Here is a 13,253-nt window from a genome sequence, read left to right on the forward strand (position 1 = left end):
ATCAAACAAACAAGGTGTTTTTTAGATTTTTATGGAAAAATACGGAAATTTTGAGCTATTTTTTTTGAAAAATTGCAAGGGTTGAAAATAGGATGGGGAATTATGAATTATGCAAAGGTCTCACATTGTATACTTGCATTCTCTGGTTTTACAGATACTAACCTTGAAGTGCTTTTTTGTATTCAGTAGGAATCACAAGGACAAAGTCGTTTAATGCATTTGACCAGTCATCTAAAATATGCTTGGCGATTTGCGAATTCGTTAAGTCATAATGAGTTTGGATGTGGTTTTTTAGTTCAGTTTCATAAGCATCATCAAACGGGTCTAAATCTACCATTGCACCTGTGGACAGCATACTGTCAAAAGTCTTATTTGGGTTGTAAACAAAGGCGATGCCACCTGACATACCTGCTGCAAAGTTGCGACCAATTTCACCTAAAATTACAGCTTTGCCGCCAGTCATATATTCACAGCCGTGGTCACCAATGCCTTCTACAACAGCGGTTGCACCAGAGTTGCGCACGCAAAATCGTTCTGAGACGCAGCCTGATAAATACAACTCACCGCCTGTTGCGCCGTAGCCACAGACATTGCCTGCGATGATTTCATCTTCGGCATTGAAGGTGGAGTTTTTAGGTGGGTAGATAATCACACGACCGCCTGATAAACCCTTGCCCACATAGTCATTGGCATCGCCTTCCACTTCTAGTGTTACGCCTTTTGCTAAGAAAGCACCTAGAGATTGTCCAGCGGATCCTTGGAAATTAATGTGAATACTACCGTCCTCTAAATTGTTAGCGCCTCGTGTTTTGACGATGTGTGAAGACAGCATTGCACCGACAGCACGATCAACATTGGTAATTTTAGCATCAAATTTAACTTTGTCGTTGCCGTCAATGGCGCTCTGTGCTTGCTTAATCAGCATGTTGTCTAGTTGTAGTTCTAATTTGTGGTCTTGTGCTTCGTCTTGGTAAGTGCCTGTATTGTCATGTGGCTTTTGTGCAGGGGTTAGCAACGCATCAAGATTGATGGAGCTTTGCTTCCAGTGGTCAATGGCTTTATTCATTTCCAACATATCCACTCGACCAATCATTTCATTGACTGTTTTAAAGCCCAATTCAGCCATAATCAAGCGTAATTCTTGTGCCACCATAAACAGGTAGTTGACTACATGCTCTGGTTTGCCAGTAAATTTCTTGCGTAGTTCTTTGTCCTGTGTGGCAATGCCAACGGGGCAAGTGTTAAGGTGGCATTTGCGCATCATAACGCACCCTAGCGTAATCAGTGGCGCGGTTGAAAATCCAAATTCTTCAGCACCGAGTAAGACGCCAATAGCGACATCTCTACCTGTTTTTAGCTGTCCGTCCGTTTGAATAACTACACGAGAGCGCAAATTGTTCATCACTAAGGTTTGATGTGTTTCTGCCAAACCAAGCTCCCATGGCAAGCCTGCGTGTTTGATCGAAGTCAGCGGTGATGCACCTGTGCCGCCGTCATGACCTGCAATCACGATATGGTCTGATTTTGCTTTAGTTACGCCAGCGGCAATCGTGCCTACGCCTACTTCAGCCACCAGTTTCACACTGATGCGGGCGGCTGGATTAGAGCGTTTTAAATCGAAAATGAGTTGCGATAAGTCTTCAATAGAGTAAATATCGTGGTGTGGCGGTGGTGAAATTAAGCCCACGCCGGGTGTTGAATGGCGGATTTTAGCGATACCTTCATCGACTTTTGCGCCTGGTAATTCGCCGCCTTCGCCGGGTTTTGCCCCTTGTGAGACTTTGATTTGGATTTCGTCTGCGTTGTTTAGATAATCAATGGTTACGCCAAAACGACCTGATGCCACTTGTTTAATAGCACTGCGACGAGAATCACCATTGGCATCAGGTGTCCAGCGTTTAGAGTCTTCGCCGCCTTCGCCCGTGTTTGATTTTCCGCCTAGGCGGTTCATGGCAATGGCGAGTGATTCGTGTGATTCTGCAGAGATAGAGCCAAAACTCATTGCCCCCGTGGCAAAGCGTTTTACAATTTCCTTAACGCCTTCGACTTCATCAATGGAAATTGGGTTGCCTTTTTTAAACGACATTAGCCCTCGCAAGGTTGAGTTGCGTGTACCTTCTTCGTTAGCGTGCTTGGAAAACGCCCAATAAGCGGATTCGTCATTGTTGCGTGCGGCTAATTGTAAGTTGGAAATTGCTTGTGGATCCCACATATGTTTTTCGCCGCCACTACGCCAATGATAATGACCTAAATTGTCTAGTGTGTGTGTTTGGTAGGCATGATGATGGCGTGTTTTGCTTTCGCTTTGTAGAATATCAAAGCCTACGCCATCAATGCGTGATGCTGTTTTAAAAAAGCATTTGTCCATCACTTCTTGTGCTAAACCAACGGCTTCAAAAATTTGTGCGCCCTTGTAGGATTCCAAAGTAGAGATGCCCATTTTTGCCATAACTTTGAGCATACCTTTGCCGATACCTTTGCGATAAGCAGTAATAATGGCTTCATCGCTTTCTATTTCAATAAGCTGGTCACGGCGTGCTTGCCATAATGCCTCAAATGCCAAATATGGATTAATCGCATCTGCACCAAAACCTGTCATTAGACAAAAATGATGCACTTCACGCGCCTCACCCGTTTCGACAATAATACCGACTTGAGTACGCTCAGAACAAGTCACAAGGTGGCGGTGTAGCGCACTTGATGCTAATAAACTAGAAACAGAAACTCGATTTTCATCAATATTACGGTCTGATAAGATAATCAGGCTGTACCCGTCTTTAATGGCTTGTGAGCCTTGTTGGCAAATATCATCAAGTAACTCAGTGATTTTCTTGTTTGAGCTGGTGTCATAGGTAATATCGATGGTTTTTGAGGTCCAACCACGGTGATTACAATGCTTGAGTGCAGCTGTTTCTTCGTTGGTAAGAATGGGGTGGTCGATAACTAGGCGGTGTGCATTTTCAGCTTTGTCACTAAGGAGATTGCCCTCAGGGCCGATAGAGCAACGCAACGACATTACCACTTCTTCACGAATAGAATCAATTGCAGGGTTGGTTACTTGGGCAAAGAGTTGTTTAAAATAGTCATAAATGATGCGTGATTGGCTAGACAAGCATGCCAAGGCAGAATCATTGCCCATTGAGCCAACTGGGTCACGCAACTCTTTCACCAGTGGTAGAAGCATAAATTGCATGGTTTCTGTACTGTAACCAAATGCTTTTAGGCGATGAATAAGTGTCTCAGGGTAAAAACCATGCGCTTCTCGCTCACAATGTAGCTCTGACAAGTGGATTTGTTGTTCGTTTAGCCATGCTTGGTAGGGATTTTTCTTAGCAAATTCTGATTTAATGACCTCATCATCAAGCAATTCGCCTTTTTCAAAGTCTACTAAAAACATTTTACCAGGGCGTAGTCTGCCTTTGGTTTTAATGTTGTCTGTTGCCACATCAACCACGCCGACCTCGCTCGCCATAATCACCCGTTCGTCATGGGTTAAATAATAGCGAGAAGGGCGTAAGCCGTTACGGTCAAGCACTGCGCCGATGTAATGACCGTCAGTAAAAGCAATAGAAGCAGGGCCATCCCACGGCTCCATTACATTGGAGAAATATTCATAAAATGCTTTTTTCTCATCACTCATATTGGTGTCATTTTGCCAAGCTTCTGGCACCATCATCAGCACTGCCTCTTGTAAAGTACGACCATTCATCATTAAAAATTCTAAGACATTGTCAAAACTGCCGGAATCGGATACCTCAGTCTCAATCACTGGGAGTGTTTTGGACAAGTCATCGTTTTTAAATAATTTACTTTCTAGTGTGCCTTCTCTGGCGTACATCCAGTTGTAATTGCCTTGGCGAGTATTAATTTCACCGTTGTGTGACATATAACGGCAAGGCTGCGCCCTATCCCAAGAGGGAAAAGTATTGGTTGAAAAACGAGAATGCACCATTGCTAAATAAGTTGAATACTCAGGGTTTGATAAATCCGTGTAGAAATCCAGCACTTGAGAGCCCATGAGCATACCTTTGTAAATAATAACGCTGGTGGACAAACTACATACATAAAATAACAGCGCTTGGGATAGAGCCTCGTCAGTTCTAATTGCATTTGAGGTGTGTTTCCTAATCACAAATAGGATGCGCTCAAAGGCAGGTGTACCAATGTCATTGGCCTTAGCGATGATTAACTGCTTAATCACTGGCTGAGATTTTTTGGCAATATTGCCTACATTTGCCTTATCAGTGTCAATTGGCGTATCTCTCCAGCCAATCAATGTTTGCCCTTCATCGGCAATGGATTTTTCTAATAAATCCATACAATGGATGCGTTGTTTGTCGTCCTGTGGTAAGAATATATTGCCTACGGCATACGCCCCTTTTTTAACCTCAACATTAAATAATGATTTAATTTTCTGAATGAAAAAATCATGTGGAATATCGGTCAAAATACCAGCACCATCGCCCGTGTTTTCCTCACAACCGCAACCACCACGATGATCCATTCTTGTCAGCATTTCTAAAGCATCTGCAGTAATGGCGTGCGATGATTTTCCCTTAATATGAGCAATAAAACCAACGCCACAGCTCTCCTTTTCATTGTCTGGATGGTAAAGGCCGTGCGTTTTTGGTAGGTGTAATAGTGGGTTTTTCATGGGCAAAAATCTACAATATAAAAATCGAAAAAAACGCCTAATTATAACCTAAAGAACACAATTAAAACAGCACAAATCAACCTATTCAGAGGCGTGCTTATGTAGAGCTATGGGGTGAAATAGTGAATCTCTTGCATAAGGCTTTTTATCGGTGTTTGGTATCAAAAATTAAGGTAGAATATTTTTCTTTTTCTTATAATTTATAATGTTAGCGGTTATTTCCCCCTCTAAAACGCAGGATTTTAATCCTAGCGACATTGCCTTATTTACCCAAACACGCCAAATGGCACAATCTCAAGGGCTGATTGATATTTTAAAAGACAAAACTCAGGATGAAATTGCCAACTTAATGTCAATTAGTGAAAAATTAGCGGCATTAAATTTTGAGCGTTTTCAGGCTTTTAAAACACCGTTTACACTTACAAATGCCAAGCAAGCCTTGCTTGCTTTTAAAGGCGATGTTTATAATGGTATTGATGCACCGAGTTTGTCAAAAGCAGATTTAGACTTTGCGCAGAATACGCTGCGGATGTTGTCGGGCTTGTATGGGGTGATTCGTCCGCTGGATTTAATTGCCCCTTATCGTTTGGAAATGGGCACTCGGCTTGAAAATGCTAAGGGCAAGAATTTATATGAATTTTGGGGCAATCAAATTGCTCAAATTCTGAATGAAGATGAATCTGAAGTTATTATTAATCTCGCTTCTAATGAGTATTTTAAAGGTATTGATAAAAAAGCCTTGAATGCAAAAATCATTAATATTGTCTTTAAAGAATTTAAAAATAACAGTTATAAAATTATTGGTATTTATGCCAAACGAGCCAGAGGTTTGATGGTGAATTATATGATTAAAAATAGGCTCAATGAGCCTGAGTCACTAAAAGCATTTAAGGTTGAAAACTATCAATTTAAAGCCGATATGTCTGATGAGTTAACATGGGTTTTTACCAGAGGCTAATCCCCAAACAATCCTGTATTCTGTGTATGGAGCAGGCAAAGTTTTGTGTCTGCGAGGCTTGTGAAGCCGAATTTTCCAATCAACAAAATCGCTGTCAATCTTGTGCATATCCCATCAATGGTAATCTTGACTTTTGCGGGCAATGTCTAAACCATTCCCCTGTTTTTAATCGTGCTTATACTTTATACGATTATCAAGATTTGGTTGCACAACTGATTAAATCTTTTAAATACAGCCAACAACTTTGTATCGGCGATTATTTTGCCCATAAGTTGGCAGATAAATACCAATTACTCCAAGATTATGATGCGATTATTCCCATGCCACTCAGCTGCCAACGCATTCGAGAGCGAGGTTTTAACCAAGTGCTAGAACTTCTTAGCGTGATTAAGAAAAAACCACAAGTCATCGTTGATACCCACAGTATTAAACGCATAAAAGCCACCCAATCTTTAGAAAGCCTTAACCCCGAACAACGCCAAAAAGAAGTCAAAGGTGCATTTTATGCCGATTTAATATCGTATCAACGGGTTTTATTGGTTGATGATGTAATGACCACAGGTGCAAGCCTCAACGAATTAGCAAAAACCGTCATTAAAGCAGGCGCAAAAACCTGCGATGTATTGACCTTGTCCAGAGCTAAATTCTGAAGAGATGTCCTTTAAAAAGCACTAACCCCTGCAATGCCTTGTGCGCCTAATTCTAGAGTTTTGGCTAAATCTTTTGCGCCCATACCGCCTAAAAAGTACACAGGGATATTGAGTTTATCTGCTACATCAATGGCACTGTCCCAGCCGAGTGGCGTGGTGTTTGGGTGGGTTTGGGTGGCTTGGACGGGGGAGATGACGACAAAATCAACGCCTATCTGTTGGGCTTTGAGTGCTTCATCTAAGTCGTGTGTGGATACGCCGAGTAATTTGTCTTCGGTGCAGGGTCTTTTGTTTAATGTCAGCATTTCATAGGTGGTAAGGTGCCAGCCGTCGCAATAAGTCTCATTAAATGATTTGTTGACAGTATTAAGCAGCAGTTTGATGTTTCTTTGCCTACACTGATTGTAAAGCTCAGCAATAAACACACTATCTAACGCCACCTTGCTTCGCAGCTGAATGAGTGTGATATCTGAGGCAAGTTTTTGGTTAAATTTTTCCATCCATTCGTCGCTTTGGTGATTGCTTGATGGGGTAATCCAGTATTTATTGGGCAAGGTGATTGAGTTAATAAAGGCTTTCATCGTTGGCAGCAGTTTGTAGTTATTGAGTGCATCAATCTTCACCCAAGAAATCGCCTGACCTTCAACCCCTGATGGCGTATTTTGGTATTGTTCGATGTTGTAAATACTCAATTCGACGGCTCTATCATTATATTGATGTGCCATAGTTTGGTGTAGGTTTAGATGCGTAACTTGAATGCCCAACTCTTCCTTAAGCTCTCTGCTGATGGCCTGCTCTGGCGATTCGTTGTTTTCAATTTTGCCACCAGGAAGCTCCCAAAATCCACCCATAAATTGTGTTTTTTGGCGTTGTGCAATGAGTATTTCTTGGTTTTTGTTGCGTAAAACGCCGACCACTGCCTTGATTGTTTTCATTTGCGTAGTAAAGGTAAAATAGCGTCATTTTATCATTGGGTAAGCCCTTGAACTTAACGGAAAAAATTCAACAATTAAAACCTTACAGCGTATTGTTAAAGGACAATTTAATGGGTTTGGAAAAAGAAGGCTTGCGGGTGTCAAGAAAGGGCGGTATCTCCCAGGCACCACATCCAAAGGCGTTTGGTTGTGCATTGACGCATCCAAATATTACCACAGATTTTTCCGAATCGTTGATTGAGCTAGTTACACCACCTGTGCATAACGCTGAGGAGATGCTGGCGTTTTTGTCCAAAACTCAGCAATATTTATATCATCATTTGCCTAAGGATCAAAATTTTTGGCCGACTTCTATGCCGTGTGTGATTCGTGGCGAGACTTATATCCCAATTGCTCAATATGGTGCCAGTAATCAAGGGATGATGAAGACCGTTTATCGACACGGACTTGCTAATCGCTATGGCAGCGTTATGCAAACCATTGCGGGTATTCATTTTAATTATTCTTTTTCAGCGGATTTTTTTAAGCAATACCACCTATTAAAAGCATCAAATGAAACATTGAGAGATTTTACTGACCAAAATTATATGGCACTCACTCGTAATGTGGTGCGTTACGGCTGGCTCATACCTTATTTATTTGGCGCATCAAGTGCTGTTTGTAAGTCGTTTTTAAAGGGCTATCACCAGCATTCCTTGGTTGAATTTAATACCTCTACTTTATACGAGCCGTATGCCACTTCGCTGCGAATGGGAGACATTGGCTATCAAAATCTGCGTGAAGATGAGGCAGGGGTAAAGGCGAATTATAATTCTTTGAGGCATTATATTCACAGTTTGAAATCTGGTATGCAAACTTCGTGTGATGAATATGAGAACATTGGGCTGAAAAAACAGGGGCGATATCAGCAACTGAACACCAATATTCTGCAAATTGAAAATGAATATTATGCCTCTGTGCGCCCTAAGCCAGATACTGCCTCAGGAAAAAAGCCTTTGGATGCCTTGTATGATAACGGTATTGCTTATATTGAATTACGCTCATTGGATATTAATCCAAACTTACCTTTGGGCATTGATAAAACACAGGTGTTATTTTTAGAGGCATTTTTGCTGTTTTGTTTGTTGGAAGATTCCCCTATTATTTCAAGTCGGGAACAAGTCGAAATTGACAGTAATAACCAGCTCGTAGCACATCAGGGTCGCCAGCCCAATTTGGTCTTAATGCACCAAGGGCAAAGTATTTTACTGCAAGCACTGGGTAAAACGAGCATGGATAAAATCCACTTGTGTGCTGGATTATTGGGGCAAGATTATCAGACGGCGGTTAGACAAATAAGCAAACGCATTACACACACCGAACTCACACCATCTGTGATTGCACTCAATGAGATGAGAAGCCAAAACCAAGGATTTTTTAGTTACACCAGTTCGTTAGCGAAACAACACCAAAAAGATTTTCTCGCTAAGGAAATTGACCTAGCACACTTTGATTACCTAGACCAACAAACCAAAAAATCTTGCGAACAGCAATTCGAGATAGAACAGGCGGATAATATGAGTTTTGATGACTATTTAGCCCATTATTTTAACCCCTAACCATTATCCAACCACACAGGCAAGCCTTGATCAGTCGCCTTCTTGTCAAGGTTGAACCTTGACGGAAAAAACCTGGCTTTATTGCTGGGTTTTTTGTTGGTAGCGGAATGAGTCTTTCGCTGATAAAATACGGGCTAATAAAACTATCGGTTTTTTGATGAATAACGCAACCACAATCTGTGCATTGGCAAGTGCTTTAGGGCAAGGCGGTATCGGCGTTGTACGGGTATCGGGCGTGCTTGTAGGCGAAATTGCAGAAAAAATGCTGGGGCATGTTCCTAAAGCGCGTTATGCACATTATGGTTCATTTTTTCACCAAGATGGCAGCGAGATTGACAAAGGCGTGGCGTTGTTTTTTCCAGCGCCACATTCATTTACAGGTGAAGATGTTTTAGAGTTGCAAGGGCATGGGGGTATTGTGGTGATGCGTTTGTTGCTAGAGGCTACTATGTCATTGGGTGCGGCTGCTGCTGATCCGGGCGAGTTTTCCAAGCGGGCTTTTCTGAATGGAAAAATGGATTTGGTGCAGGCGGAGGCAGTGGCAGATATTATTGATGCCAGTTCGCAGCAATCAGCTCGCTGTGCGCTAAGGTCTTTGTCGGGCGAGTTTTCTGAACAAGTGAACACCTTAACGCAGGCATTGATTGAATTAAGGGTTTTTGTGGAGGCAACGATTGATTTTTCTGATGAAGAGATTGATTTTTTAGCCTCAGGCGAAGTGAAGAAAAAGATTGAGCAAATTGAAACCGATATTCAAGATATTTTAAGCGCTGCCGAGCAGGGTGTGATTTTAAGAGAGGGGCTAAATGTTGTGATTGCGGGTAAGCCGAATGCCGGCAAGTCTTCTTTACTTAACGCATTAACGCAAGTGCCGAGTGCGATTGTAACCGATATTGCAGGCACTACCCGTGATGTATTGAAAGAAACCATACATATTAATGGCATGCCACTCAATATTATTGATACGGCGGGGTTGCGGGCAAGTGAGGATAAAGTAGAACAAGAAGGCATTAAAAGAGCGTATGACGAGATTGAGCGTGCCGATGTGGTGTTATTGGTATTTGACGCACAAGACAAAACGCCAGATTTATCGATTTTGGCAGATGGGCTTGATCACAAGCCAATATTATTGATTAAAAATAAGGTGGATTTAACCAATGACGCTGTGGGCGTGGCAGATGTTGGGCGTTATACCCAATTGTCAATCTGTGCCAAACAGTCAAAGGGCATTGATTTGCTAAAACAAAAACTCTCAGAGATTGCTGGTTTAAACCATACTGGCGAAGGCGTTTTGTTAGCACGCAAGCGTCATATTGTTGCCTTAGAGTCTGCATTGGCGTCCGTGCGTAACGCTTTGGTGCAACTTGATAATAATGCCAGCGAGTTGCTGGCTCAAGATTTATACCACGCTGCTCAAGATTTAGGTAGTATCACAGGTGAATTCTCCTCTGATGATTTGTTGGGTGAGATTTTTTCCTCTTTTTGTATTGGTAAATGAGAAAGACAAGGCTTCCCCATTTTTGATAAATTATGAAAATTAAAACTAAATTTTATTTTTACTTTTTAATAATGGTTGTTTTGTCGCCGTTATTGTGGCGTGAGTTGGTTTTGGTTTATCAATCGCCTGATATTACCGATATAGCACTTGTGTTATTGATATTGTTGGTATATTTGGGCTTATATTTATCCATTCGTAAAGATTTTCTATCGCCATTTAGTGATTTACAGCAATGGGTGAATGAATATAACATTGACCAAAGTGCGCGCCTAGGCGATAAGCAAAAAACCACTTTTCAGCCTGTGGCTATGGCCATTAATCATCTTATTGATGAAAACCAATACCTATATGACGATATGGAGGATATTTTGGAAAAGCAGGTTCAGCGCTTGAGCAAAAAAACTGCCTCATTAGAGACGCTTTATAGTGTTTCATCAAAACTCAACTCAATGCACTCCAGCACAGAATTGTTTGAGTATTTTTTAGATGTATTTGTGCAGATGACCTCTGCTTCTTCTGGTGTGGCACGGCGTTTAACCTATGATGGGACATTGTATTTAGTTGCACAATACGGAGTGATTGACGATAAAGAGCAAGTGCTTAATGTGCCTAGTGGCGAGTGTTTTTGTGGTGAAGTGGCAATGGCACAAGACACTTTTGTGCAGTTTAGTGTGCACACTTGTCGCAAATGTGTGGGCAAAAAATCTGCAACCAAGGCGAATGTCGGCACGATTTTTGTGCCATTGAAATACCACGGAAAAACCCTAGGCGTGTTTAATTTATTTTTTGACAGTGAGCCATCGCTTGCTTTTGACGAACGGGCATTACTCGAATCAATGGCTGAAAATATAGCTATCGCACTTGATAAAGCCAGACTTGATGAAGAGACTAAACGCCTAGAGCTGTCGCAAGAAGGGCTGTTTTTATCGCAAGAAATCCACGACTCTTTAGCGCAAACCATTTACAGTTTAAAACTGCAAGTAACGGTATTAGACGATATGTTAAAGCAAGGTGATAAAAAAGATGCCAGTGAAAAAGTTGCCAGTTTGCAGTCAAATATTACCCAAGCCAACCAAGAACTTAGGGCGTTAATGTGTAATTTCCGTGTGCCGTTAGACCCTAGTGGCATTGAAGTATCGCTAGAAAACTTGGTCAGTCGTTTTAAAACAGAAGAAGGCATTGCGACTTATTTACAAGTAGAGGGAAAATTCGACCTTACAGCAGAAACAGAAATGCAGATTATGCGTATTACCCAAGAAGCTTTATCTAATATTCGTAAACACGCCAAAGCACGCAATGTACGAATTCTATTCTCTGCTAAGCCACATTGTCAATTGCTAATTGAAGACGATGGCATTGGTTTCAAAAAAGACCAGCTTGATGCCGAAGTAATGGGGAATAATATCGGCATGAATATTATGAAAGAACGCGCCACTAGAATCGGTGCTCATATTGAGATCGAATCTGAAGCCGACGAAGGCACGAGAGTGATAGTTACTTTTGGAGAGAACGCATGAAGGTTTATATTATTGATGATCATGCCTTATTCCGCAACGGGCTTGTTTCCTTATTAGAATCTAGAAAAATCAGCGCCAAAGCAGCAGCCTCACCCGAACAAGGCTTGGCAGAAATACCAAACTTGTTGGTAGATATTATATTGCTCGATTTGCGTATGCCTGATATGTCTGGCCTTGAGGTATTAAAAGCACTCAAAGAAAGCGACGAACAAACCCCAATTGTGATGCTGACTACCAGCACTGAGGAGCAGGATTTGCGGGATTGTCTAAAGCACGGCGCACAAGGTTATTTATTAAAAGACATGGATCCTGATGAATTGGTGGATGCGTTGAACCAAGTAAAAACAGGCTCCATTATCGTTGCCCAAAACATGACTCATATATTAGCAAAAGCCCTGCGAGACGAATTAACCGACAGCGAGCCTTCTTTTGACACGCTTACTAACCGAGAAAAAGAAGTTGCCTGCCAAGTATCAAGCGGACACAGCAACAAAGTTATTGCCAGAGAGTTGGGTATTTCCGATGGCACAGTGAAGCTACATGTGAAATCTATTTTAAAAAAACTCTCCCTTTCTTCAAGGGTCGAAGTGGCAGTGATGGTAACGAAAAAAGGTTATTGTAAATAAAATGGACGATTATCAAAAACTCGTAGCACAAGCACTTAAAACCGTAGATGAAATAATGCCGTGGGATTTAGAAGAGGAAGTCGAACAAAATCCCAGTTTAATCTTATTGGATATTAGAGAACAAGATGAGTTTGATAGAATGTATATTCAAAGCTCAATTCATGTTCCAAGAGGCACACTTGAAGGCGCTTGCGCATGGAATTATGATGACACCGTGCCTGAGTTAGCCAGAGCAAGAAATCAAAATATCATAGTGGTTTGCCGCTCAGGCAATCGTAGCGCACTTGCAGCGTACACTATGCAGCAAATGGGCTTTGAAAATGTACGCTCACTTAAATTAGGCATCAAAGGCTGGAACGATAACGACATAGAAATGCTTGATATAAATGGCAATATTGTTGATATTGACGAGGCTGATGAATGGCTTAATCGTGCTGTTGCAGCAGATAAACAGCAGCCTAGTCTTTAACTTTAGTAGAGGCCTTTACATAATTCATAATTTCTCATCTTAATTTCAACTGTTACAATTTTTTTTAAAATTTTCCATATTTTTCTATAAAAACCAAAAAACACCTTGTTTATCTGGTTTTTTATCGTGTAATGGCCTAACAAATTTAAGGCCCCTGCATACCCCTTAAAAACAAACTCTAAAATTAAAAAAAATCTATTTTTTTCCAAGCAAATAATACAAGGAGACCTTTGCATAAATATGAATAATCATCAAAAATCCACTTTTCACCCGCTTGGCGATTTTTTAAACCCAGCCTTAGCCCTGCTAGGACAAGGTTTAATAAAATCACCAATCTGGAAAAAATTG

General features: G+C 41.3%; 9 protein-coding genes. 7 read left to right on the forward strand and 2 right to left on the reverse strand.

The features are described from left to right. Window positions 1-157 precede the first annotated feature (157 nt). A complete protein-coding gene (gene gltB / locus CRYPD_RS05725) occupies window positions 158-4,654 on the reverse strand; it encodes a glutamate synthase large subunit (RefSeq protein WP_138146641.1) in 4,497 nt (1,498 codons plus the stop codon). 205 nt (window positions 4,655-4,859) lie between these two features. Between gltB and yaaA the strand changes: the two genes are divergently transcribed. Then, entirely contained in the window at window positions 4,860-5,612 is a 753-nt protein-coding gene (gene yaaA, locus CRYPD_RS05730; protein ID WP_138146642.1) for a peroxide stress protein YaaA, read from the forward strand. Window positions 5,613-5,638: 26 nt separating this feature from the next. After that, on the forward strand, window positions 5,639-6,262 hold the full coding sequence (locus CRYPD_RS05735) for a ComF family protein (protein WP_138146643.1): 624 nt from the start codon (window positions 5,639-5,641) through the stop codon (window positions 6,260-6,262). An 11-nt stretch (window positions 6,263-6,273) separates the two neighbouring features. Here CRYPD_RS05735 and CRYPD_RS05740 read toward each other — a convergent pair whose 3' ends face one another. Next, window positions 6,274-7,197, reverse strand: a complete 924-nt coding sequence (locus CRYPD_RS05740) for a Nudix family hydrolase (protein WP_138146644.1) — start codon at window positions 7,195-7,197, stop codon at window positions 6,274-6,276. Between the two features lie 47 nt (window positions 7,198-7,244). Here CRYPD_RS05740 and gshA point away from each other — a divergent pair, with 47 nt between their 5' ends. From gshA to CRYPD_RS05765, 5 genes are all read left to right on the forward strand, one after another. Beyond that, window positions 7,245-8,795 (forward strand): glutamate--cysteine ligase, encoded by a 1,551-nt coding sequence (gene gshA / locus CRYPD_RS05745; protein WP_138146645.1) that lies wholly within the window; start codon window positions 7,245-7,247, stop codon window positions 8,793-8,795. A 157-nt stretch (window positions 8,796-8,952) separates the two neighbouring features. Further along, window positions 8,953-10,293, forward strand: coding sequence for a tRNA uridine-5-carboxymethylaminomethyl(34) synthesis GTPase MnmE (mnmE, locus tag CRYPD_RS05750; protein WP_138146646.1), 1,341 nt, complete (start codon window positions 8,953-8,955; stop codon window positions 10,291-10,293). A gap of 32 nt (window positions 10,294-10,325) precedes the next feature. Beyond that, window positions 10,326-11,810, forward strand: coding sequence for a GAF domain-containing sensor histidine kinase (locus CRYPD_RS05755; RefSeq protein ID WP_138146647.1), 1,485 nt, complete (start codon window positions 10,326-10,328; stop codon window positions 11,808-11,810). After that, window positions 11,807-12,436 carry a response regulator gene (locus CRYPD_RS05760; protein ID WP_138146648.1) on the forward strand — a complete coding sequence of 210 codons (630 nt, stop codon included), beginning with the start codon at window positions 11,807-11,809 and terminating at the stop codon, window positions 12,434-12,436. Before CRYPD_RS05755 ends, CRYPD_RS05760 begins: the two co-directional genes overlap by 4 nt. A gap of 1 nt (window position 12,437) precedes the next feature. Next, window positions 12,438-12,905: a rhodanese-like domain-containing protein gene (locus CRYPD_RS05765; protein WP_138146649.1), complete on the forward strand. Its 468-nt coding sequence runs from the start codon at window positions 12,438-12,440 to the stop codon at window positions 12,903-12,905. Window positions 12,906-13,253: the final 348 nt, after the last annotated feature.

It is taken from the genome of Bathymodiolus heckerae thiotrophic gill symbiont (genome assembly GCF_900180345.1).
Classification (GTDB): domain Bacteria; phylum Pseudomonadota; class Gammaproteobacteria; order PS1; family Pseudothioglobaceae; genus Thiodubiliella.

Excerpts from the sequence above, each read along its gene's own strand:
- mnmE (WP_138146646.1), top strand. The coding sequence starts at position 8,953 with ATGAATAACGCAACCACAATCTGTGCATTGGCAAGTGCTTTAGGGCAA.
- CRYPD_RS05760 (WP_138146648.1), top strand. The coding sequence starts at position 11,807 with ATGAAGGTTTATATTATTGATGATCATGCCTTATTCCGCAACGGGCTT.
- gltB (WP_138146641.1), bottom strand. The coding sequence starts at position 4,654 with ATGAAAAACCCACTATTACACCTACCAAAAACGCACGGCCTTTACCAT.
- yaaA (WP_138146642.1), top strand. The coding sequence starts at position 4,860 with ATGTTAGCGGTTATTTCCCCCTCTAAAACGCAGGATTTTAATCCTAGC.
- CRYPD_RS05740 (WP_138146644.1), bottom strand. The coding sequence starts at position 7,197 with ATGAAAACAATCAAGGCAGTGGTCGGCGTTTTACGCAACAAAAACCAA.
- CRYPD_RS05765 (WP_138146649.1), top strand. The coding sequence starts at position 12,438 with ATGGACGATTATCAAAAACTCGTAGCACAAGCACTTAAAACCGTAGAT.
- CRYPD_RS05735 (WP_138146643.1), top strand. The coding sequence starts at position 5,639 with ATGGAGCAGGCAAAGTTTTGTGTCTGCGAGGCTTGTGAAGCCGAATTT.
- CRYPD_RS05755 (WP_138146647.1), top strand. The coding sequence starts at position 10,326 with ATGAAAATTAAAACTAAATTTTATTTTTACTTTTTAATAATGGTTGTT.